Genomic DNA, 22510 nt, shown 5'->3' on the forward strand with positions numbered 1-22510 from the left:
CCTTTATGTAAGCTTTCGAATACCTTCGTTTTTGATATTGATTGACGCATTCCAATCACGATCGGATGAGAATCCACAATGACAATGGAACACTCGGTCAGAAAGCGTCAATTCTTCCTTGATTTGACCGCAATTTGAGCACGTTTTTGAAGAAGGAAACCATTTATCGATCTTGATTAGTTTCTTTCCTTGTTCTTTTAACTTGTACTCTAAATAGGATGTGAACCTCCCCCAGGCATTATCAGCTACACTTTTACCAAACTTCAATGCTTGAGACATCCCTTTCATATTGAGGTCTTCAATAATGACGCAATCGTATTGGTTTGCGAGTCTATAAGACTGTTTATGAAGAAAGTCTTTTCTTTGGTTGGCGATTTTCTCATGAATTTTCGCTACTTTTAAGCGCTGTTGATGCCAACGAGAAGAGCCTTTTGTTCGTCTAGCTAATATGCGGCTTTCTTTGGCTAGCTTCTCTACCATTTGACGATAAAAACGAGGGTAATTGGCTTTCTTACCTGTTTCACTATCGACAAATAAGCCATTCATCACAAAGTCTAGACCAATCAATAAATGAAATTTGGTTGTTCTACAATTTTCTTTTCATATTCAGTCAAGATGGACACAAAAAACTTCCCTGTTTTAGTCATGGAGATCGTACACGCTTTTATCTTATGTCCATCAGGTATTGGGCGATGCTGTTTGATTTTTATCCATTTCAGTTTTGGTAGTTTGATCAATCCATCTATAAGTTCAATATTTCCATTTACAACGTTTGTTGAATAGGATTGTCTCGATTTACGACTTTTGAAGGTAGGAAAGTCAGCCTTTTTAGCAAAGAAGTTTTGATACGCTTTTTGAAGATTGATTTGTGCATTCGCTAAAGCGAGTGAATCAACTTCCTTCAACCATTCGAATTCTTTTTTGTACTGGGCAGGTGTCGGGAACTTTTGCATTTTCAAGGTTTCCTTATCATCCTTATATTTCTCATAGGTTTTCTTACGGTCATCTAACATTTTGTTGTACACAAAACGCACACAACCAAAGGTTCTGCGAATAAGAGAAGCTTGTTCACGTGTAGGATAGATACGGAATTTATACGCCTTGTTTAGCTTTGTCACGATTTTCACCTACCTTGACATTCTATAACAATATTATACAAAAAAAGAACCGATTCATCACCCACTTCCTCTTCATTTAGAAGTGGGCGACTTCTCGGCAATTACGTTAAATCTCAAGATACATCAGATTTCTTTTCTTTCTCAGAAATCATTACCATTGTTTCTTCTATGACATTCCTATAATATAAATCTGTTCTTATAATTTTTTACAACATCTAGGAGGAAACAACATGTCAGAAAAAAACTGGGTAGCAACAATACTACTTTGCGTTTTCTTAGGTGGATTCGGTGTACACCGTTTCTACGTAGGAAAAATTGGGACAGGTATCTTAATGTTAGTGACTTTTGGAGGATTAGGTGTCTGGGCAATAATTGATTTAATTGTTATCATTTTAGGTAACTTCAAAGATAAAGAAGGTAATGTTATTAAAGCATCCTAATTAGGATGCTTTTTTTAAATGATGTTCTAAATAATTTGTAGAAACTTTTCCTTTGTTGAATCGTTAAAAGTATAATTGTTATAGCGATTTAGAAAGAGGATGCCGAAATAGGTATTATCCTTATGAAGATCCGTTTTTTTCTAGGTTTGAAGTTATCTTTTTTTTGATTTTTTCCATTATATTATTAGTATTTGTCTCAATATTTATCGGTGCAGTGGTATAGTTGGGGCGTAATAATAAACAGCCAGTATTAACAGTTCCAGCAAGGATAGCTTCAAAACGTCATCATCAAGGCAGAGAAACGTCTACATCATATTATGTTACTTTTGAAGTAGTTAGTGGTGATCGTATGGAATTTCATGTTAGTAGCTCTGAATTCGGAATGTTGTCCGAGGATGATATTGGTTATTTGACGTTTCAAGGTACAAGATATCATAGATTTGAACGTAACGTAAGCTAGCGAAATAACTAGTATCCATGAAGATTCATTTTATTAATTCAAGAATTAATGGATAAGTCGAGAGGACGCAAGACAGGTTTTATAAATTTTCATTCACCTTTGGTCTAACAAAGAAAAGGTCTATTAAACCAAGGATCACTGCTATCGAGAAAAATAATACTAAATTTCCTGTTATTGCTGCGGCAGCATCTAAAATAATTGAACCAAAGAAACGAATAGTTTCAACTTTCTTTCTATAATGTTGATTAGGGTTATTTTCCATTTCATCACCTCGTGATTAAATGAGTTATACTCATCTTTTATTTTCATGTGTTTAATCAGTTTATCTTAAGTAATATATAAGATTTTAATATAATAATATCTTTGACGATTATCTTCTAATTTTATCATAAATAATGATCTTTATTGAACAAATGGTTTTGTAGTAGAAAGGGAATAAAATCTCATTACCACAATAAGTGGGGTAAGAACTAAGAATATGTCCATGAAAACGAATGGGGAATTTAAAATATCAATCTTGTTTAGAAAGAAGGTTTTGGGTTCAATTAATTCCTCTTTACGAAAAAATTCCGTAGAGAGATGTTTTATTTATAAAGTCATAAGATTGATTCTAGCCATTTTAAGGGGGGACTTCTTAATAACAATTTCTTTTTAGTGATAAATTGTAAAATGACTTTCAAAAGTGTAAACGTTTATAATTACTCCTACTATCACAATTAATTCACTAATAATCTAGACTAATGAAAAAGAGTAAAAATTCGATAAATTCAAGGAGTATGCTTATGCTCATGTGGTAGATACAAAGGTTGATTGGTCTTATAACGAATCAACGAGTCAAGTCGAAACGACATATACATTTACGACAGAAGCAAAAGAAGCGTCAACTCAAGGAACAATCTTTGCTCTTTATCCACATCAATGGAAGAACACGAATCAACCACTACTAGACTATACGTTTGATTCTGTTCGAGGGACAATGAAAGTAGCAGAAGGCACTTCATTAACAACCATAATGGCTTTTAATGGAGTATTGCCATCGTTACTGGATGCAGGAACGTATGATCAAACGACTTTAGCTAGTTATATAGACGAAGCGCAAACAGAAGTTGATTCTTCTTCAGATACGTATTGGTACGGAAAGCGTTTAGGAGAGCTGCGAAGCTGGTACCCATTGCTGAACAAGTTGGAGATACAGAAGCAGCTAATCAATTCCGTTAAGAGATTAAATTAGGCTTAGAAGACTGGCTGACGGCAACAAATGAAAGCGGTACCATTGAGTCGGAAAATTTATTTTACTACAATGATAATTGGGGAACATTATTAGGTTATCCAGATAGCTTTGGCTCAATTGAAGAAATGAATGATCATCATTTCCATTATGGATATTATATTAAAGCTGCAGCCAGAAATTGCTCGTGTAGATGAAGAATGGGCTAGTGATGAACAGTGGGGACAAATGGTGGAACTCTTAATAAGAGGCATTGCCAACTGGGATCGAAATGATATAAGTTTTCCTTTCTTGAGAAACTTTGATATGTATGCAGGGCATACATGGGCCTCTGGTCATGCAAACTTCTTGGATGGGAATAACAATGAATCCTCGTCTGAGGCAATGAATGCTTGGGCCGGTATTATTCTTTGGGGCGAAGCAACAGATAATAAAGAGCTTCGTGATTTAGGGATTTATTTATTTACAACGGAAATGAATGCGATTAATGAATATTGGTTTGATGTAACAGGTGAAAATCATCATGAAGACTTTACGCGTGAAACCGCAAGTATGATTTGGGGAGCTAAAACAGTAGGGGATGCGGTATGGTGGACAGCTAATCCCGAAGAAGTTCATGGAATCAACTGGTTACCAATCACTGGTGCTTCGTTGTATTTAACGCAATACCCGGAATATACGAAGCGAGATTATGAAGCTTTAGTTTCTGAAAATGGTGGAACCGATTGGGACGTTTGGGAAGATCTCATTTGGATGTACCGCGCAATTGAAAATCCAGACGATGATTCTGGAGACGACTCAGGTGACGATTCAGGGGATGATTCCAGTGATACAGAGTCTGATTTTGATGCTTTTGAGAAGATTCAAGCAGAAGACTATAGTTCAATGGGAGGTATCCAAACGGAAACTACTAGTGATAATGATGGTGGATTAAATGTAGGCTGGATTGAATCAGGTGATTATCTTGTATTCGAAGATGTTGATTTTGGAAGCGGTTCCAATAAAGTGGAGGCACGAGTGGCTACTGAAACAACAGGAGGTACCATTGAATTTAGACTAGATAGTGTGGATGGAGAACTGATTGGAACAGTGGACATTACAAACACAGGTGGCTGGCAAAATTGGATAACGAATTCGGCGGATATTACAAGTATGTTAGGTATCCATGATCTATATTTAGTCTTTATTGCGGAATCAACTAATGCAATTGGAAATATTAACTGGTTTATGTTTAGTAACGAAACCGGTTCAGACGATGACTCAAATGAGGGTGATGATTCTAATAATAATGACGATACCACGATTATTACAGCTGATGATTATACCATAGAAATGTTGAGCAACGATTCTTCAAGTGCTACGTTTATTTTCACTCCTACTATAGAGGCATCTTCTTTTGTAGACTTCCACTATATAGTGAATGACCAAGGTCAACAAAATGTAAGAGCTACACAAAACGGAGAAAAATGGGAGTATACCGTTACTGGTTTACAAGAAGGAGATTCCTTAGATTTCTTCTATACGTATGAAAAACAAGGGCTGGCATATGATTCTCCTTGGTATGAATATACGCATTGAGCCTATGATTGAAAGTTAAGATTATTGATTGACCTCACGCCTCCCGAAAAGGAAGGGTGAGGTCATTTACGTTTTACAAAAGCGAAATATACCCAAGAAGTGGATCTACTATGCTAACTTGGATTTTCTCCTATATTGCCATATTCCTATTTTATACTTATATGTAAAAAAAAACTATGAAAATACATTAACAGTCACAATACTTAAGGTGCAAAAAACATATAGTCCCAATGCTATCCTTTTATTATGTTTAGGCACTTCTGTATTTTTGAATACTTTGATGTTTTTGTATGTCAAAAGTAAAAATACGAATATTGATACAATTAACAGTTCATTCATTATCATCTTTCCTCCTGTTGGATTCATATTGTACTGACATTCAACGTAAGAAATAAAATAATAGTTTTAATCGCAATCTTCGTATAGTCTTTGATCGAAAGGATATTAGTCAACTAGTTTGTAGATTGAGAAAATTCCTATTGTTAGCACGGGCAGTTTAATCGCTAACCTTATAGTCATTGAATAATGCCCTATGAGATATTCCAATAAAATTGTAATGATTATTGCAAATATGATGACATAAATAGTTGCTTTTTTTATACGAATCATCCTAATAAGAGTAGTAATTAGTAACGGTGTTATATATAGCTTTCTCTCGTTATTCGTTTTTTTGATTTTTTTGAACTTCCTTCAATAATTGAATGATTAACTTATTTTGATCCATCACTTTTTTATTATCCTTATCCAAAATTGGTAAATAGTATATAATGAAAACGAGTATAGTAATGATAGGCAATATAACTAATACCACTGTTAACATTTTAATTCACCAACTTTTTTATGCATGCTTCTATTAAGTAGTGAAAATATTAAGATATTTACAAATTATACTTTACACTAGTTGGCTATTTTTTTGAAGAAAAGAAGGAACAAAATAATATTTCATCTGGACAGTTTGGAATATTTACAAATATGGGGAGGGGAACAAGTTGAAGATTAACGAAAAGCATATAGTTATGGGGGATAAACTGCTTAGATTTACTCATATACAAAACAACGCGAGCAAAGTTTGTTTCATGTTTTCCGGTGCTGCGTATACATATGACAAGCCCTTATTTTATTATTCAACAATGAAATTTATAGAAGCTAAAATAGATATTATCCAAATACATTACCATTTTAGTAAAGATGACTTTCAGCTTCCTATTGAAAGTTTAGCAATTTTAATCGAAAGTGAAATCAAACCTATAATAGAAAATGTTTTTAGGAATCATCAGTATAAAGAGAGTCTTTTTTTTGGGGAAGTCTCTCGGTACAATCCCAATTATAGACAAACTAATAGATGATTACACACAATCAAAGTTTATCGCTTTAACCCCTTTATTAAAATACGACTTCATTATGAAGTCACTACAAGATAGTCAAAGCAATATTCTTATCATCATTGGTAAGAAAGATCATCACTATATTAAAGAAAAAGTGGAAGTATTAAAAAAGAAAACAAATATAAAGGTGATCATTAGCTTTGCATTAACTATTTTTCAAAATGTCAATACCTTTATTGAAAGAAAAAACTTAAATATTATTGAAATTATGGAAAATACAAGTCTTTTTAGGTATAAAAAAATCCTTTATAATTTGGAGAACAAGTAGCACATGTCCAAATCCAAACTATAAAGGAAACAAGCATGGACAATTGTAGCACACATCCTACTTTAAATAAACTACTAGAATTTTTAGATGAAGATACGTTTAAAAAAATAACCAACGTTCACAATTTAGATAAGTACATAAAGAAACTGACGACCTACTGTTTATTTCAGATTTCCATTGTTGCTCATATTCGAGAGATTGAAAGTTTAACCCATGTTTCTCTTTATTTAGAAGACGAGAAACAACTGCAGGAAATGATCAAACTTGATTCCATTAGTACTTCTCAATTATCCAGAAGGCTTAAAGCCATTCCTTCTTCTGTTTTTGAAAAGGTTTTTCGCCACCTTTTGATGAAAATTCACTCTCGATTAAAAAACAAGCCTATTATTCGAGAGATCAGTCGTTTACATGTGATCGATTCTTCTACGATGACCATGTCTCTATCTCAGTATCCATGGGCCACGTTTCGAAAAACAAAAGCCGGTATTAAGCTGCATCTTAAAGTCGTTGTGACAAAAGAAATGACCATTCCAGATGAGGTCGTGTTATCTCCTGCGAACCATTCTGATCGTTCTAAGATGGATTCGTTAGTGGAATTAGACCCTGATTGCCTTTATCTTTTTGATCGTGGGTATATGGATTATAAACAGCTTGATCACTATTGTTTTAAAGACATTCGATTTATTACAAGGTTAAAGAAGAACGCCAAAATCGAGTATTTAAATGAACAAGTGCCGGATCCCGAAAATCTCATTTTTCAAGACGCTGAAGTGTATCTTGGCGGTGAACAAACAGGGACAAAGATGATGCACACGGTTCGTTTAATCAAAACAAAGGATCGTGAAGGTAATGAAGTTATCCTCATTACAAGTTGTTTTGACTTAACCGCAAAAGAAATCGGTGACCTTTATCGATATCGTTGGAAAATCGAAACTTTTTTCAAATGGATGAAGCAACATCTTAACATCACCTCTTTTTATGGAAAGAGTCCAAACGCCGTTTATAATCAAATTTGGATCGCTCTTATTACGTATTGCCTAGAGGTATTACTGAAGCTTTCCTTAAATGATGACGGTTCGCTACTAACCTTTAAGAGAAGACTGGAAACCTTATTATATCAGCCGTTTCATACATTTGTTAAAGCGCTGTTCAAAGAAAAAACCAGAACCTCCATAGGACGAAGGAAGCAAAATTGGGAAGTAGAATACAGGATGCTCGAGCAACAAGTACTTAGAGGGGAGGTGGACTTTTTAGACGAGCCAACAGGCGAACCTCTTTTTGTGCATTTTTCATAATAAAAGTATAATTATTTAAAAATATGGATAAAGGCTACTTGATGCAGAGGTTATCTTTTTTTAATTTTAAAAAGACGGAAAATTCAGTTATTAATAGTATTTGCGAATCAAAAGCTGCTTGATTTTTATTGTGAAGTTTTATGCAACGTTAATGAAAGGTGATAGAGTTTGAAGGAGTAAATCATTCGTTAGATATTGAACCCTTCGATACAAGTGGGTCTATCTCTGTTTTGAAAGAGACGATCAATGGCATAAGCGACTATTTAAAGTGAGCATAGTAATAAAAGGTGTTTTTTTGGTGGATGATTCAGAGAGATAAAATTTAGAAAATACAATGATGACGATTTTGGTTTTCTATATTCGTTATTATCTAATCCCGAAATGGTTCAGTATATGGGAGACGGTAAAGTGAGTGATAAAGAAGGTACGAAGATATGTCAGGAATGGTTTTGACTATACTTTATAAACCTAGTATTCAATCAGTAGATGAAGCTTCTAAGTTACCATCTTATGTGGAAATAGGTAGTAGTTTAAATGTCATTCCTTTGCTCATTTTCTTTCTTTTAGCACTCGCAATTGCTTTTGGAATAACCAAACTTTTCACTAAAAGGGCTGTTTAATAACACAACATTAAGAAATGACCACCAAAATAAAACCTCTAGAATTACTATTCTATCCATTCTATTTTATTACTCACATATTTTTTCCTCTCAAGATGAATAGACACGTATAAATGAAATCATAAAAGTTCTCTTAATCCAACAAAACCTCCTTAGCATATTATCGCATACCGCTAATATAACTAGATATTATAAAGACAAGCTGCTAAGGGGGATGAAATTTGTCTTTACTTTTAGTGAAACATATTGTGCTTGGATTATCAATCGCTGCTCCCATAGGTCCTATTAATATCGAAATTTTAAGAAGGGGATTATCTCAAGGGTTTTGGTCATCCCTTTTAGTAGGAGCAGGAGGGATGAGTGCTGACTGTCTGTTAATGTTCTTCATGTATCAAGGACTGGCTCAGCTGCTTACATTAGATGGAGTTCAGCTTATTTTCATTATTTTCGGTTCAGTCGTCTTAACTCATACAGGTGTTCAAAGTCTCAAGAAAAAACAAGACTCCTTTCATGTTGATGATCAAAATCAGCCTTTTAGAAGTAGCTTATTAAATTCATATTTAACGGGCGCTTTTATCGCGGCCTTTAACCCGCTCAATGTGCTTTTTTGGCTAGGAGTATATGGATCAGTGTTAAGTGATACGTTTAACAATGACAACAGTATTCAAGCTTTTTTTATTAGCAGTGCTGTTTTTATTGGAATCGGATTGTGGAATTTAAGTTTGTCTTTGATTGTCCACTTTGGAAAAAAATCATTAAATCCCAATATCCCGAAAAGGATATCTTTTGTAGCGAGTCTTATTATATTAGGATTTGGTCTTGAATTAGGCTTCCAAGCCATTATGAGAGTAAAGGATATGCTGTAGCCAGATAATCATAAATGAGGTGATTGTTATTTCTAGAAAAGCGGAGTTGTTAGAGAAATATCTATATACGAGAAATTTAACATTAAGCATTGTTGAACCCTTACAAATTGAGGATTTTGGTGTACAAGCGATGGTCGATGTGAGCCCTCCTAAATGGCACCTAGCCCATACGACATGGTTTTTTGAAGAATTTATTTTATTGAATAATAAGCCTGAGTACTCACCTTACTTTCCATATACAAGAGAGTTGTTTAATTCCTACTATGAAACATTGAGCAAGCCATTCTCAAGATCAAAAAGGGGACTTATTTCACGTCCGACTGTAAGTGAGGTATTAGATTATCGTCAAGCAGTAGATGAAGAAGTTACCAATCTTCTAAATAATAATGATGAAGTGGATGAAAAGGTTTATTCGTTCATTCAGTTAGGAATTCAGCATGAACAACAGCATCAAGAGCTTTTAATGACAGATCTGAAATATAACTTTTCTATTAATCCATTAAAGCCTATTTATAAGGAAATGTCAGGTCATTCATCTTTACCTCGCTTAAAGTGGTATGATTTTGAAGGAGGTATGACGACTATCGGAACAAATAAGAAAGAATTTTCATTTGATAATGAACAGCCCGAACACCAATGTTTTCTTTATCCTTATTCTATAGCAAACCGACCTGTAACGAATGGTGAATATCTTGAATTTATTGAAGACAAAGGATATGAGACACCAACGCTTTGGCTTTCTGACGGATGGCAAACTGTGACGGAGCAAAAGTGGAACGCACCTCTTTATTGGGAATACGTCGATGGCAATTGGCATCACTTTACACTCTCTGGAATGAAATCAATAGAGAAAGATCAACCGGTTACACATATTAGTTTCTATGAAGCTGATGCTTATGCTAGATGGGCAGGTGCTCGATTACCTACTGAACAAGAATGGGAGAATGCTTTTAAAAATGAAGCAATTGAAGGAACATTTTTAGAAAATATGCTTTTTAACGAAGAAGACCGATCAGAGAAGAACGTCTTCGGTACTGTTTGGGAGTGGACATCAAGCCCTTATACACGCTACCCTCAAAGTGCTAGACCAGAAGGAGCATTAGGGGAATATAATCAAAAGTTTATGAGTAATCAAATGGTTTTACGCGGAGGATCTTGTGCATCTCCTCGCAATCATATTCGTTTAACGTATCGCAACTTTTTCCATCCTGATAAAAGATGGCAGTTTAGCGGTATTCGATTAGCGAAGGAGGAATCAGCACTGTGATGCAGGTTTTCAATCCGCCTCTCTCCATCTTACAGGAAGAGGTTTTAAAAGGTTTAAAACAATATCCAAAACAGCTCCATCCTAAATGGTTTTACGATGATAAAGGGAGCCAACTCTTTAATCAAATAACGACGCTGCCTGAGTATTATTTAACTCGAGCTGAAAAAGAGATTTTGACTACCTATCATTCTGAAATTACGTCTCTTATACAGCCGAATGCCTCTCTCATTGAATTAGGGTGCGGTAATGAAGAAAAAATTAAGCTTCTATTGTCCTCTTTGAGATGGGGAAATCGTTATGTCCCAGTTGATATTTCTCAAAAAGCACTAAATGAGACGGTTACAAAATTACGCCTATCCTTTCCGTTGTTGGATATAATACCAATTCAAGCTGATTATACTCAAGCGTTTTCTTTCCTAGGCAATAATCTAGTTGAACCGAAGATTGTTTTATTTCTTGGCTCAACGATTGGAAACTTTGAAGAAAGAGATCGAGAAGTATTTTTGAAGAAGCTGGCGAAATATTTAAATCCTCAGGATGGGTTACTAATTGGTATTGATTTAATTAAATCAACGAAAGTAGTAGAAGATGCTTATAATGATTCACAAGGCATTACTGCTGCTTTTAACAAGAACATGTTGCATCACTTAAATCGAGAACTTCAAACAAATTTTCAAGTGGAACATTTTAAACATCACGCCTTTTATAATCACAAACAAAATAGAATTGAAATGCATCTAGTTAATATGAAGCTACATAACGTGACCATTGGAAATGAGACGATTTCTATATTACCTGATGAAACGATTCATACAGAGAACTCTTATAAATTTGATTTTGATGAGTTTGAACAAATGCTGCATAAAGTTGGACTTTGCATGCGAAAAATCTGGATGGATCAACAACGAAATTTTGCCTTAACGTATATTAAGAAAATCTAGCCCTCAAAAAGGGCCTTTTTTGATAAGATTGGTTACGATAGATTTGGAAATATAATAAAATAAATGAATATAGTGGCGCTTGATGAAAAAGATATTGAGAGTTTTCTACCTCTATAGTAAGAGAGGAATAAAGTATGCGCTCATGTGTTTGGATGAGATAAGTGAGGAGAACGAATATTGCTAACATTATATATTACAAGACATGGCGAAACGATTTGGAATACTGAAAGAAGAATGAAAGGATGGGCAGATTCACCATTAACGAAGAAGGGAATTAAAAATGCTGCTTCTTTAGGGGGTAGGATGAAACAGATTAATCTTGATGCCATCTACGCAAGCTCAAGCAAGAGAACGGAAGAAACAGCGAACTTAATTAGAGGGGATCGGGATACTCCCATTATCCTCAATGACGATTTAAAAGAAATCAATATGGGAGAATGGGAAGGCAAACGCTTTCTTCAATCGAGGGGGAATTATCCAGAGGCGTTTCATTCTTTTTGGAATACACCACATCTCTATAAACCAGTAGGAGGAGAAAGTTTCGAACAATTAAAAGATAGGGTGTTGAAAGCAATGAATTTTATTCAAGAAGAACACACTTCGGGGAATGTTTTAGTCGTGACGCATTCCGTTGTCATTAAGACATTACTTGCATTCTTTAAAAATTCTCCATTGGAGAACATATGGGATCCTCCCTATATTCATGATACAAGTTTAACCGTCGTTGAGTTGGGTGAAGGAAAAAGTAATATTGTGATAGAAGGAGATATTTCTCATCGGAATGAACAGATGTAGAAAGAGAATGTCATGTGCAGATTTGAGAGGAATGAACTTTTGTTCATGAAAGGCTATATTTGTAGGAATGTAACGATTTCCGATGTATTACGTCTAAAATTTTGATAGGAAGTGACTTAAGTGGCTGAATTAAGTATTGGTGATATGCTCTTTCAATTAGTTGCTCTAACAGTTCCTGTTTTAACGATTGTGCTGATAGGTTTAGTTGTTCGCTCATTATATAAAAGAAAAAATCAACTAGATGCTATTGAAGAAAACCTAGATGAAATAAACAATCAAATAATGGAAGAAAAGAATTAGCGGATTTAGAAAACCGCTTTTCTTCTTGATAAAGGGAGACATGCTTAAATGACAGATTACTTTGATACAGAAGAAGCGATTAGAAGATGGGATTCATTTGCGAATACATATGCAAACAATGCCACTGAACAAGGCGATCTTCATAGAGAGGTATTTTTGAACCCTACTTTGTTTTCATTAATGGGGGATATAAAAAATAAAAGAGTGTTGGATGCAGGATGTGGTGAAGGGTATTTAAGTAGGATTTTATCTAAGTCTGGTGCAAAAGTAACAGCAGTAGATTATTCACCAACAATGATTGATTTAGCGAAAAAAAGAAGGCCTGAGGATGAACCCATCCATTATCAACAAGGAAATTGTGAGGAACTATCTTTTTTAGAAGATGCAAGTTTTGATTTAATCATATCTAACATGGTGATTCATGACCTTGCTCATTTTGAAAAAGCGTTTCAAGAAATGCATCGTTTACTAGTAGATGGAGGTAATTTTATTTTCTCTATTTTACATCCTTGCTTCATCACTCCAGAGTCTGGATGGGAGAAAACGAAAACCGGAGAAAAGCTACACTGGAATGTAGATCAATATTTTTATGAAGGTGTATACGAACAACCTCTAGGAGACAAAGAAAGAATGCTGTTTTTCCATAGAACGTTAACGAGCTATATAAATGGGCTTATCAATACTGGTTTCACATTAGAAGCGGTAATTGAACCTATGCCATCAAAAGAAATGCTCAAAAAATATCCTTCTTTTGAGGAAGATTTTAGATGTCCTGACTTTATCGTGTTCAAAGTGAAAAAGTAAAGGTGAAGTGTCGGTATGATAGATTTTTTTAGTACCTTAGACTGATTAGAGAAAAAGATTGATCCTCTCATTCGTTTGCGGATATAGTTATTACTATTCAATCGAACCGAAGCTTTTAAAAATTATTTAGGAGGGCTTTGATGACCGATAAGAAGAAAAGGATATTCCTTATTATTGGGATGATAAGTTTATTGTTTTTCGGAGCTCTTGTTTCGAATTATAACTCTTTCAACAAAACAAAAAATAGCTGTTTTGAATCTAATGGAAAACCAACTGTTGAAAAGTCATTCTTAGCCATTAATTGGAGTGTATCCTGCAAATAAAAAGGTGATAGAGAAGGAACTAATTAGCGTTCATTTCTCTTTATCTTTTTAAAAGAACAATTCTACCTCATTACATGCATATAATGATACTCACTATTGTATTGCATTGTAAATGAGGTGTTTAATTGCCAAACATCGAAAAAATAATTGGGAAGATGAAAAATCAACCAAGAGGTGTACGTTACAATGAAGCAAAGAGAGTTCTAAATCACTACGGGTACACATTGATTAGAAAAAGAGGGTCAAATCGTTATTTTCGTAACAAGGAAGGAGACCTCATTGTCGTAAAAAAAGAAAGTGTTTTAAAAATTTCTTATGTGAATGATATTTTGGAAAGAATTAATGAGGAATAGGGAGGAATGGGTGTTGCCTGAAACAAAAAGTAAAGATTTGAATTATTATCTTTCTCTAAATTATTCTGTTGTTATTAACAAAGTCAATGATGATGGGGATGATTATTTTTTTGGGAGAGTTTCAGAGTTAGGCGGTTGTCATACAACTGCAAATACGATTGCAACCCTCATAGATGAACTTGAACAAGTGAAGAGAGAGTATTTAGAAATCAAATTACAATTTGGTGACGCCATTCCTGAACCGGATAAATAGGACGGTTCTTATTTAGCCATATACTAATGGAAGCCCTTTTATGATACTTAGATTTTTTGTTTTGCTTATCATCATAAAACCTACGTATTCATGCTGTTAATCAAATAATATTTACCAAGAGAAAGAGGTTGCATTATTGAATAAGATTATGGTGATTTTTCTTATTACTAATTTTGTATTCTTCTCTTTTCCAGTGGTTTCAAATGCTTGTTCTTGTGTGGAATCCCAGGGCGTAGAGGAAAGCTTAGAACAATCAGATGCTTTATTTAGTGGAAAAGTAGTGGATATTAAAGAGAAACAAGGTGTAAACAAATTCCCTTCTAAATCAGTTCTGTTAGAAGTGTCGAACACTTGGAAGGGGGTTAATCAATCACAAATCATTATTACGACAGGTTTAAGTGACAGTGACTGTGGCTTTAATTTTAAAGTGGGACAAGAGTATTTAGTTTATGCTCATGAGTCCGATATGTACGGAGAAAAAACTCTCATAACAACAAGTTGTAATCGTACAAATGATTTGAACTCGTCACAAGAAGATTTGAAGATACTTAGTAAAGGACAGGAACCTAAGGAAGAAGTTGATTTAACGGATGAATTTGAAGGGTATCAATATTATTTATGGATCCTGTTCGGTGGGATTTTTGTTATTATACTATTTTTTATTTGGAAGAGAAGGAAATAGTCAGGAATCTATAGTGTGGTAGAAAAGGTAACTAGGAGAGTGATAGGGCATTTATCTCTAGATGGATTCATAAGGTAAACAATTCAGCGAGAACTAGAAAAAGTATTAGTAGGAAACAAGGATATGAGAGAAAAAGGAATTGGACAACAAACGATGATCGGAATTCTTAAAAAAGTGTCATTTGATCACCTTCACTTACACAGAATAAGTGTATTTTTTTGACAGAGTAAGAAAGTATAAAAATCTGTCCTTATTCGGATGGTGCTTTTATTTTTGTCTAGCTCCAGCGCCCAACGACTCGTAAGTTTTCGCCCTTCTCCTTATGATAAGTCAATGGAGACGCCTCCAGGAGGGAGGTGGATCTACGTTTGCCACAGGACGTGGCGGTAGTTAGTAGATCCTCTGCTTTCTGGCTTTTCGTGTTTCCTTTATCTCATACGAAGTGCTCAAGCCCCTTCGTCGTTAGACGGGCGCTTCCGCTTTTCTTATTTTACTTGTTATGAAAAGTAGATTTTTAAAAAGAAGGACCACGTCGAGAGACTAGGAAAATGGGACGAGAATGTTGGTGTCCATGGAAAATGAGTATGCTAGAACAAGAATGAAAATATTTAAGAGTGTGAGAATAAATGGAGGGATGTTTATGCACCAAGTACCTAAACATATTGTCTCAGCATCGACTATTGTCTTGAATGAAGAGAAAGATATTCTCTTAATTAAAGGACCTAAACGAGGATGGGAAATGCCAGGTGGACAAGTAGAAGAAGGAGAATCTTTGAAAGAAGCTGCTATTAGAGAAGCAAAAGAAGAAACTGGAATTGATATCGAGGTGATAAAGTTTTGTGGCGTTTTCCAAAATGTCAGGAGCTCCATTTGTAATACGCTGTTTTTAGCAAAACCGATTGGAGGAAAACCTACAACTTCCGAGGAGAGTCTCGAAGTAGGATTCTATCCTTTAGAGCAAGCATTAGAAATGGTCACTTGGAAGAATTTCAAAGAAAGAATTCAATATTGTTTAGACGAAGAGAAACAACTATTTTATATTGAATTTTGAGAAAGTGAACTACCGTACGATAATCGGGGGATGAGGATGGACTATAAAATAATGTTCTTTGATGTGGATGGGACGATTACGAATCATAAGGATGGAAGTATATCGAGTAATACGAAAAGAGCAATTCAAACATTGAAAAAGAAAGGTGTTACGGTAGTAGCTGCTACTGGAAGACCTCTTTCGATGTGTCAAAAATTGAAGGAGATAGGGATTGATACGTTTATCACGGCGAATGGAGGTTATGTAAAGCACAAGGATGAGGTTATACATAAAGTCCCCATGGACAAAAAACTAGTAGAGGAGATCGTTGCGTTTTCAAAAAATGAAAAACACGGTTTATCCTTTTATACAGAGAGTCTAAGCATGAATGGAGTACGAGAAACGGAAATCTCCATAGCTTTAAAGGAAACTTTATTTTTAGATGAATACCCTAAAACAGATGAGTGGATCTGTTTGAAGGAAGTATTTCTCATGTGTTTATTTGCAACTGATCAAACAGTTGAGAAATATAAACGATCATTTCCCAACGTGACCTTTAGAAGATGGCATCCATATGTGTTAAATGTCTTACAGGAAGATGTTTCAAAATCTCTAGCAATCTTAAAAACATTAAACTATTTCGGTTATGATCGATCGGAAGCGATGGCTTTTGGGGATGGAGAGAATGATATCGATATGTTGGAGATGGTAGGGTTAGGAATCGCTATGGGCAACGGAAATGAAAACGTAAAAAGAGCGGCAAATATGGTGCTAAAAAATCAAGTGATGATGGGATTCACTATGCTCTAAATCATTTAGGAATTATATAAAATAATTAGACAAGGGGGCTACTCTTATGTTTATAGTCAATGTAGAAGGTGCCATTCATCATAATGGAAAATGGCTGTTAATCAAGAGAAGTGAAAAGGAAGATCACGCAGGAGGGATGCTTTCCTTAGTGGGAGGCAAATGTGAAATTGAAGGATTCTCCTCTACTATTCTAGAACGAACGGTAAAGAGAGAAATTTTTGAAGAAGTAGGAATAGAAGTGACTGATCTGAAGTATGTGAACAGTGCTTCTTTTGTAACGGAAACGGAAATGAATGTGATTAATGTTGTGTTTTTATGTCGATACAAGAGGGGTGACCTTTATGCAAAAAGCAAAGATGAAGTGGATGATGTATTTTGGATGAAAACATCCGAAATTGCAATGCATCCAAAGGCTCCTGAGTATTTAAAAGAAAATATCGCATTAGCTGAAAAAATGTTAACAGTACCATTATAAACATGTATTTCTCAGTGTTCTACTATGAAATGAAAAAATTAGATATTATAATTGAAAATACTAAAAGAGGTGATGTAATGGATTTTAAAGGTTTGACTCAATTAAAGGATGAGATTGAAAAAAAAAGACCTATTGCTCCATCAAAGATGAAATTAATTTCTCAAAAATTTCAGGAAGAATGGACGTATCATAGTAATGCTTTGGAAGGTAATACTTTATCTTTAGGGGAAACGGCTTTTTTCTTGCGTGAAGGATTGACGATTAAAGGAAAAACGTTACGTGAACATCAAGAAGTAACAAATCATGCTGAAGCAATTGACTATTTAAATGAAGTGATAAAGGATCGAGATATTACAGAGGGGTTAATAAAGGACTTACATGCAATTATCTTTTTAGGTATTAAAGATGATAAAGGAAAGTTAATTAAAGGTGGGGGCTATAAAAAAGAAGACAATTTTGCTATAACTTTAACAGGAGATATTAAGAAATACACCCCTTCAGTAGAAGTGCCAACTGAGATGGAAAAGGTAATAACATGGTATGAGAAAAATAAAACTGTTCTTCATCCAGCGGAGTTAGCTTCAATATTTCATCATAAACTTGTATCCATCCACCCTTTTCAAGATGGAAATGGTAGAGTAAGTAGATTGTGTATGAATTTAATTTTAATGAAGTATGGCTATCCTCCGGCGATAATACGGAAGGAAGAAAGACAAGAATACTTACTTGCATTAGAATCAGCGGATCAAGGTGAACTTTCTCCGTTAGTAGAGTTGATTACTAAAGAGATGAAAAAGAGCTTATTAATGATGAAAGTAATTGTGCAATGAGTAATCCTTTAAACGAATGAGATCGATTTATGAACAATAATTGTTTCAACTCTTATTGATTGAATAGAAATAGACTACTCGATAGTAAGGGGAAAGAATTTTTAGCAGAAGGAAGATGTTGATGTTGAAGAAGTATCTTATACTGACTTTCATTATTATGTCCCTTTTCATAGTTCAAGTACCAACTGTTTTTTCCACTCTGTTATAGGGGAAGGAGAAGCAGGAGGTTATAAATACACAGTGATTAAAGAACAAGATACATTTACATGGGAAATTGGACATGATGAAGAGCTGGTGACAATTGAAGAAACCGAAGAGAATAAGATAGAGTTGCAGGAATATAGAGATGCTGTGGAAGATGTGAACACACTGATGTTTAAAGTAATTCTATTAGGTTTATACAATTTGATTGTCATTATAGTTGCTACTATCATCTTGAAGAAAAATAAGAGAATGTCTGATGAAGGTGGCGGATTGATCATTGGTCTCTATGCTTGTTGGGCTTTTTATCACACGTTTGAAGATGCAATTGATCTAAGTACTGCTTTTAAAAATGCAAAACTTTTTTATTGGATATTAACGAATTAATTGAATTTTAAAAAGGGAAACTAGGTTTGAAGAAACATTTAGTGATTTTAGTAACGGTAATTCTTATGGTACTTATGGGATGTACATTTGAAAGTACAGAGGACAACGTGATAGACAATAATAGTAATGATTTCTCTTATTTAAGGGATTTAACAGAGAATGACCATAAAGCATATGAGCTTTTCATTGAAGAAAAATATAGTAAACATTTATCTGGGGTTTCACCAGAAAAAATCGTTCTTATTTATTTTCAAAGCGTAGTAATGAATGATATCGAAGCCATCTATGCCTTGACGTATGAAACTGATAACCAAGTGGATTTTATAACATTTGAAAACAATTATAATAGGGGAGATTGAAATGAGAAAGATATGCAATTGGCATTAGACTTCAGAAACTATGATTATATTAAAGTAGAAGAAAAATATACAGAAGAGGATAGAAGAGTGGTTAAGATGCATTAAACCTTTGGAGATTATTCTGTAAATCTACTTGAAGATTTGGAGAAACAAGAAGGTATATGGAAAGTTGTAGTGGATGATTGACATCCTTAATTTTCTAATAATTTCAAACAGAAAGGACTGCTTATGAATGTTGAGACCTAAAGTTTTGGAAAAAGGAGATCAAATTGGTGTTATTACCCCTTCATCACCCGCACCTGTCATGTTTGAGGAACGCTATCAAAGAGGATTATCCCAATTAAGAAAGATGGGATTTCACATTATAGAAGGAACATGTACAAATAAGAGCCAATCATATCGTTCTGCTTCGATAAAAGAAAGAGCTGAAGAGATGAATCAATTTATCTATAATGATGAAGTGAAAGCAATCATTAGCACGATTGGTGGCTATAACTCTAACTCTCTATTACCTTATTTAGATTATAACCACTTAAAAGCACATCCTAAAATTGTCATGGGGTATAGTGACGTTACAGCATTATTACTTGCCATATATGAAAAAACGGGATTAACCACTTTTTATGGTCCTGCTATTGTTCCTTCCTTTGGAGAGTTCCCAGAGATGTTCCCAAAAGGAAGGGAGTATTTTGAAAACGTGGTGATGCTAAAAAAGAATGCGCCTTATTCTCTTGAAATCCCAATAGAATGGACGGAAGAATTTCTCGATTGGAACACACAAGAGAGGGAAAAGCAAATGGTCGAAAATACAGGTTGGAAGACCCTTCGTCAAGGGAAAGCAAAAGGAACGTTAATTGGTGGAAACTTAAATACAATGTCGGGCTTTTTTGGTTCAGAGTACTTTCCAAACTTAAATGGAGCTATTTTATTTTTAGAAGATTCATTTAAAAATATGGCTGATCAAGAACGCTCATATAGTATGCTTAAAATTTCAGGTGTTTTTGATCAAATAGAGGGACTAATAATTGGCAAACATGAACATCTTAATGATCAGCATGCACCTTTTTCTCACGATGAATTACTGCTTGAGATCATCGGGGACGTTAATGTTCCTATTTTAATAAATGTAGATATTGGACACACTTTTCCATCTCATGTCTTTCCTATTGGAATAAAGGCAAGTATGGACGCAGGAAAGAGAGAAATAAGGTTTCTAGAAAATGGAGTGGTGGGATAGAAGAACTGATTTTTTTTTTTATTGGTCCTAATTGTTGATTTGCTCCATTAATTGGTTTGTTTCGTACTAACTATCCAACCATCAAGTAAAACATTAAGAATCATCTTTGCTTATGCTCTTATCAAGGTTTGATCTGAAAAGTTCCTTTTTGGAAACCCTCTTTACTTTCTCAAATTCAGACCTTGTTATTTATTATTCCACTCTCTTTTTAGTAGAGAAAAAGAATAATGGTCATAATACTTCCCTCTATATAAATGTTTCTCTCTATAAACTCCTTCATTGACAAAACCAAGCGTTTCTAAAATCTTAATAGAGTTTATATTATAGAGAGCAACAAAAGCATTTATTCTATTCAATTCCATGTTGTAAAATCCACTTTCGATTGCGCATATTAAGGCTTCTTTCATATACCCATGACCCCAATATTCGGGTGATAAATCAAAGCCAATTTCTGCAATGTTATTAAGCTTATCCCAACAGTGAAATCCACAAGTACCTAGTTGTTGTTGCCCTTCTTTTTTTATTAATATCCACCTGTTGTAACCATCTTTTTCTGGGTTTTGATATTCATTAACAAAATCGACAGCATCGTTTTTACTTGTAAACAGTTCTTCATCATATAAATATTCGCATACTCGTTCATTACTAAAATGTTGATAAATAAAATGAATATCTAGTTCCGTTACATTTCTCAAAATCAATCGATCAGTTTCTAAATTAGGGAACTTTCTTTGTGGATTCATAACAACAACTCCTATTCTTGTATGAATGGACCTTTCCTATCATTTTATCATTCTTTTAAAGAATGGAGCACTAATCGAGATCTTTATTGAGATAACACACTTTGCTCCTCCACTCGATTAGAGAGCTTGTCAATCATTGAACCTACCAAAGATGCTAACACTTGCTGAAAAAGCATGCCAATAATAATTGGAACAGCAACAGGAGCAGGAAAATAAGTAATAGCAAGAACAGCACCGGCACTAATATTCCTCATGCCACTGTTATACATCATCGAAATGGTGGTTGGTTTATCTTGTTTAAATAATACTCCAGCAATCCCACCAACTCCATAAGCAATGATAGTTAAGATGAACATGACAGCTGCAACGATCATCAACTCATGATTAAACTCTTTAAAATAAATAGCAACTCCAGAACTGTTAATCGAAACGACAGCTATCACTCCAAGTTTTGAAAAAGGAGATAAAGTGGTTGATAGTTTTTCGGTTGCTTCTTTTTTCATCCATTGATTCACGCACATTCCAATAAGAGAAGGGATAACAATCATCCCTAATAGCCCTTGCATCATGCCCATCACATTCATCTCAACAGAGGAACCCACTAACCATTTTAAAACTGCAGGCACCACAATCGGTGACAATAGTGTATCAAGGAGAATAATCGACAATGTTAAGGCAATATTTCCACGATAAATCGTTACCCAAATCAAACTTGTTATACCCGTAGGAATCACAAAAGCTAAAATAAGGCCCGTAATATAATAGGGATTGTTAGGGAAGACCCAATTTCCTACTACAAATGCTAATAAGGGGATCAATAAATGGAGGATGAACAGTGTTATCACTAGTGAAAAAGGATGTTTCATTACTTTGAATAAATCGGAAAAATTGGAACGAAGACTTCCTGTAAAGGTCATCAAAGCAAAAATCCATGGTACTAAAAAGAGAAAGTTATCTAAAGCTTGATAAAATAAAATCCCAATCACAACACTCGCAGGAGTCATGATAGGCATTAATTTTTGTAAAATATCGTTCATTCGATTTAACATACGTCTGACTCCTTCACAAATCATAAAGCTCATAAAAGCTATTTTAGAGTAGATGACGGGGAAAATCAAAATAAAGAGTTTTTATAATAAATAGGAAGTTGTTGAATTGATCTATTGTGGAGGTATAATAAAAAAGCAGGACTGAAAAACAAAGGTATCTAGCTTTTAACTATGTCTTTCTAATGCAAGTACTTAGTAATCTTCTCTCTTATTTCAGTAAACATCCTAAAAACCCTAGTAAGTATACCTAAAACAATGGAATCTATAAGCTGGAATACATAATAATAAAGCTGAAGGTTATGCAAAAAATCAGCTTCAAATGATCATTTCCATAAAATTTATTGCTATTGTAACATAAAGAAATCATTCATCGAGATATGACGGCTATAATTTAAAATCTTAATAAGGCTAGG

General features: G+C 34.4%; 26 protein-coding genes and 3 pseudogenes. 24 read left to right on the forward strand and 5 right to left on the reverse strand.

Annotation, left to right across the window (positions count from 1 at the left end):
- Nucleotides 1–3: 3 nt before the first annotated feature.
- Nucleotides 4–1118 (reverse strand): annotated as a pseudogene (locus LC087_RS17960) (RNA-guided endonuclease TnpB family protein).
- A gap of 230 nt (nt 1119–1348) precedes the next feature.
- Between LC087_RS17960 and LC087_RS17965 the strand changes: the two are divergent.
- Nucleotides 1349–1558, forward strand: a complete 210-nt coding sequence (locus LC087_RS17965; protein ID WP_226543428.1) for a TM2 domain-containing protein — start codon at nt 1349–1351, stop codon at nt 1556–1558.
- 223 nt (nt 1559–1781) lie between these two features.
- Nucleotides 1782–2018 (forward strand): DUF2500 domain-containing protein, encoded by a 237-nt coding sequence (locus LC087_RS17970; protein ID WP_371932623.1) that lies wholly within the window; start codon nt 1782–1784, stop codon nt 2016–2018.
- A 79-nt stretch (nt 2019–2097) separates the two neighbouring features.
- Here LC087_RS17970 and LC087_RS17975 read toward each other — a convergent pair whose 3' ends face one another.
- On the reverse strand, nt 2098–2280 hold the full coding sequence (locus LC087_RS17975) for a hypothetical protein (RefSeq protein WP_306019759.1): 183 nt from the start codon (nt 2278–2280) through the stop codon (nt 2098–2100).
- 498 nt (nt 2281–2778) lie between these two features.
- On the opposite strand from LC087_RS17975, the pseudogene LC087_RS17990 reads away from it, so the two are divergent.
- Together LC087_RS17990 and LC087_RS19940 are read left to right on the forward strand one after the other, a co-directional pair.
- Nucleotides 2779–4506: pseudogene (locus tag LC087_RS17990) on the forward strand (glycosyl hydrolase); the annotation flags it as partial.
- Nucleotides 4507–4578: 72 nt separating this feature from the next.
- Nucleotides 4579–4824 carry a hypothetical protein gene (locus LC087_RS19940; RefSeq protein WP_443111817.1) on the forward strand — a complete coding sequence of 82 codons (246 nt, stop codon included), beginning with the start codon at nt 4579–4581 and terminating at the stop codon, nt 4822–4824.
- A gap of 658 nt (nt 4825–5482) precedes the next feature.
- Here the strand turns inward: LC087_RS19940 and LC087_RS17995 are convergent.
- Nucleotides 5483–5644: a hypothetical protein gene (locus LC087_RS17995; RefSeq protein ID WP_226543425.1), complete on the reverse strand. Its 162-nt coding sequence runs from the start codon at nt 5642–5644 to the stop codon at nt 5483–5485.
- A gap of 476 nt (nt 5645–6120) precedes the next feature.
- Here LC087_RS17995 and LC087_RS18000 point away from each other — a divergent pair, with 476 nt between their 5' ends.
- The 20 genes and pseudogenes from LC087_RS18000 (at nt 6121) to LC087_RS18095 (ending at nt 20305) form a co-directional block, all read left to right on the forward strand.
- A complete protein-coding gene (locus LC087_RS18000) occupies nt 6121–6477 on the forward strand; it encodes a hypothetical protein (protein ID WP_306019762.1) in 357 nt (118 codons plus the stop codon).
- Nucleotides 6478–6512: 35 nt separating this feature from the next.
- Complete coding sequence (locus LC087_RS18005) at nt 6513–7772, forward strand: IS4 family transposase (RefSeq protein WP_306019763.1); 1260 nt, start codon at nt 6513–6515, stop codon at nt 7770–7772.
- 434 nt (nt 7773–8206) lie between these two features.
- Nucleotides 8207–8392, forward strand: coding sequence for a hypothetical protein (locus LC087_RS18010; RefSeq protein ID WP_226542606.1), 186 nt, complete (start codon nt 8207–8209; stop codon nt 8390–8392).
- Between the two features lie 221 nt (nt 8393–8613).
- A complete protein-coding gene (locus LC087_RS18015) occupies nt 8614–9258 on the forward strand; it encodes a LysE family translocator (protein ID WP_226542605.1) in 645 nt (214 codons plus the stop codon).
- A gap of 46 nt (nt 9259–9304) precedes the next feature.
- Nucleotides 9305–10525: an ergothioneine biosynthesis protein EgtB gene (gene egtB / locus LC087_RS18020; RefSeq protein WP_226542604.1), complete on the forward strand. Its 1221-nt coding sequence runs from the start codon at nt 9305–9307 to the stop codon at nt 10523–10525.
- Nucleotides 10525–11466 (forward strand): L-histidine N(alpha)-methyltransferase, encoded by a 942-nt coding sequence (gene egtD / locus LC087_RS18025; protein WP_226542610.1) that lies wholly within the window; start codon nt 10525–10527, stop codon nt 11464–11466. Before egtB ends, egtD begins: the two co-directional genes overlap by 1 nt.
- A 177-nt stretch (nt 11467–11643) precedes the next feature.
- The gene (locus LC087_RS18030; protein ID WP_306019764.1) at nt 11644–12261 is read left to right on the forward strand and encodes a histidine phosphatase family protein; all 618 of its coding nucleotides are present in this window, start codon (nt 11644–11646) and stop codon (nt 12259–12261) included.
- A 120-nt stretch (nt 12262–12381) separates the two neighbouring features.
- Entirely contained in the window at nt 12382–12561 is a 180-nt protein-coding gene (locus tag LC087_RS18035; protein WP_226542603.1) for a DUF4083 domain-containing protein, read from the forward strand.
- A 48-nt stretch (nt 12562–12609) separates the two neighbouring features.
- The gene (locus tag LC087_RS18040) at nt 12610–13365 is read left to right on the forward strand and encodes a class I SAM-dependent methyltransferase (protein WP_226542602.1); all 756 of its coding nucleotides are present in this window, start codon (nt 12610–12612) and stop codon (nt 13363–13365) included.
- Nucleotides 13366–13505: 140 nt separating this feature from the next.
- Nucleotides 13506–13688 carry a hypothetical protein gene (locus LC087_RS18045; protein ID WP_226542601.1) on the forward strand — a complete coding sequence of 61 codons (183 nt, stop codon included), beginning with the start codon at nt 13506–13508 and terminating at the stop codon, nt 13686–13688.
- Nucleotides 13689–13813: 125 nt separating this feature from the next.
- Nucleotides 13814–14041, forward strand: a complete 228-nt coding sequence (locus tag LC087_RS18050; RefSeq protein WP_226542600.1) for a type II toxin-antitoxin system HicA family toxin — start codon at nt 13814–13816, stop codon at nt 14039–14041.
- 13 nt (nt 14042–14054) lie between these two features.
- A complete protein-coding gene (locus tag LC087_RS18055; RefSeq protein ID WP_226542599.1) occupies nt 14055–14294 on the forward strand; it encodes a type II toxin-antitoxin system HicB family antitoxin in 240 nt (79 codons plus the stop codon).
- Between the two features lie 136 nt (nt 14295–14430).
- A complete protein-coding gene (locus LC087_RS18060) occupies nt 14431–14976 on the forward strand; it encodes a hypothetical protein (RefSeq protein WP_226542598.1) in 546 nt (181 codons plus the stop codon).
- Between the two features lie 640 nt (nt 14977–15616).
- The gene (locus LC087_RS18065) at nt 15617–16027 is read left to right on the forward strand and encodes an NUDIX hydrolase (RefSeq protein WP_226542597.1); all 411 of its coding nucleotides are present in this window, start codon (nt 15617–15619) and stop codon (nt 16025–16027) included.
- A gap of 36 nt (nt 16028–16063) precedes the next feature.
- Nucleotides 16064–16836 (forward strand): annotated as a pseudogene (locus tag LC087_RS18070) (Cof-type HAD-IIB family hydrolase).
- A 26-nt stretch (nt 16837–16862) separates the two neighbouring features.
- The gene (locus tag LC087_RS18075; protein WP_226542596.1) at nt 16863–17291 is read left to right on the forward strand and encodes an NUDIX hydrolase; all 429 of its coding nucleotides are present in this window, start codon (nt 16863–16865) and stop codon (nt 17289–17291) included.
- Nucleotides 17292–17368: 77 nt separating this feature from the next.
- Nucleotides 17369–18121 carry a Fic family protein gene (locus tag LC087_RS18080; RefSeq protein WP_306019765.1) on the forward strand — a complete coding sequence of 251 codons (753 nt, stop codon included), beginning with the start codon at nt 17369–17371 and terminating at the stop codon, nt 18119–18121.
- 240 nt (nt 18122–18361) lie between these two features.
- Nucleotides 18362–18709, forward strand: coding sequence for a hypothetical protein (locus tag LC087_RS18085; protein ID WP_306019766.1), 348 nt, complete (start codon nt 18362–18364; stop codon nt 18707–18709).
- Between the two features lie 26 nt (nt 18710–18735).
- Nucleotides 18736–19068, forward strand: coding sequence for a hypothetical protein (locus LC087_RS18090; protein WP_226542592.1), 333 nt, complete (start codon nt 18736–18738; stop codon nt 19066–19068).
- 232 nt (nt 19069–19300) lie between these two features.
- The gene (locus LC087_RS18095; protein ID WP_226542591.1) at nt 19301–20305 is read left to right on the forward strand and encodes a S66 family peptidase; all 1005 of its coding nucleotides are present in this window, start codon (nt 19301–19303) and stop codon (nt 20303–20305) included.
- Nucleotides 20306–20490: 185 nt separating this feature from the next.
- On the opposite strand, the gene LC087_RS18100 is transcribed toward LC087_RS18095, so the two are convergent.
- Nucleotides 20491–21048, reverse strand: a complete 558-nt coding sequence (locus tag LC087_RS18100; protein ID WP_226542590.1) for a GNAT family N-acetyltransferase — start codon at nt 21046–21048, stop codon at nt 20491–20493.
- An 83-nt stretch (nt 21049–21131) separates the two neighbouring features.
- Entirely contained in the window at nt 21132–22097 is a 966-nt protein-coding gene (locus tag LC087_RS18105) for a bile acid:sodium symporter family protein (protein WP_226542589.1), read from the reverse strand.
- Nucleotides 22098–22510: the final 413 nt, after the last annotated feature.

Source organism: Bacillus carboniphilus, assembly GCF_020524035.2.
Classification (GTDB): domain Bacteria; phylum Bacillota; class Bacilli; order Bacillales; family JAIVKR01; genus Bacillus_CC.

What these genes read in the sequence shown, in the direction of transcription:
- LC087_RS17965 (WP_226543428.1), top strand. Translation starts at nt 1,349, where the DNA reads ATGTCAGAAAAAAACTGGGTAGCAACAATACTACTTTGCGTTTTCTTA.
- LC087_RS17975 (WP_306019759.1), bottom strand. Translation starts at nt 2,280, where the DNA reads ATGGAAAATAACCCTAATCAACATTATAGAAAGAAAGTTGAAACTATT.
- LC087_RS19940 (WP_443111817.1), top strand. Translation starts at nt 4,579, where the DNA reads ATGTTGAGCAACGATTCTTCAAGTGCTACGTTTATTTTCACTCCTACT.
- LC087_RS17995 (WP_226543425.1), bottom strand. Translation starts at nt 5,644, where the DNA reads ATGTTAACAGTGGTATTAGTTATATTGCCTATCATTACTATACTCGTT.
- LC087_RS18005 (WP_306019763.1), top strand. Translation starts at nt 6,513, where the DNA reads ATGGACAATTGTAGCACACATCCTACTTTAAATAAACTACTAGAATTT.
- LC087_RS18010 (WP_226542606.1), top strand. Translation starts at nt 8,207, where the DNA reads ATGTCAGGAATGGTTTTGACTATACTTTATAAACCTAGTATTCAATCA.
- egtD (WP_226542610.1), top strand. Translation starts at nt 10,525, where the DNA reads ATGCAGGTTTTCAATCCGCCTCTCTCCATCTTACAGGAAGAGGTTTTA.
- LC087_RS18040 (WP_226542602.1), top strand. Translation starts at nt 12,610, where the DNA reads ATGACAGATTACTTTGATACAGAAGAAGCGATTAGAAGATGGGATTCA.
- LC087_RS18045 (WP_226542601.1), top strand. Translation starts at nt 13,506, where the DNA reads ATGACCGATAAGAAGAAAAGGATATTCCTTATTATTGGGATGATAAGT.
- LC087_RS18065 (WP_226542597.1), top strand. Translation starts at nt 15,617, where the DNA reads ATGCACCAAGTACCTAAACATATTGTCTCAGCATCGACTATTGTCTTG.
- LC087_RS18075 (WP_226542596.1), top strand. Translation starts at nt 16,863, where the DNA reads ATGTTTATAGTCAATGTAGAAGGTGCCATTCATCATAATGGAAAATGG.
- LC087_RS18080 (WP_306019765.1), top strand. Translation starts at nt 17,369, where the DNA reads ATGGATTTTAAAGGTTTGACTCAATTAAAGGATGAGATTGAAAAAAAA.
- LC087_RS18095 (WP_226542591.1), top strand. Translation starts at nt 19,301, where the DNA reads ATGTTGAGACCTAAAGTTTTGGAAAAAGGAGATCAAATTGGTGTTATT.
- LC087_RS18100 (WP_226542590.1), bottom strand. Translation starts at nt 21,048, where the DNA reads ATGAATCCACAAAGAAAGTTCCCTAATTTAGAAACTGATCGATTGATT.
- LC087_RS18105 (WP_226542589.1), bottom strand. Translation starts at nt 22,097, where the DNA reads ATGTTAAATCGAATGAACGATATTTTACAAAAATTAATGCCTATCATG.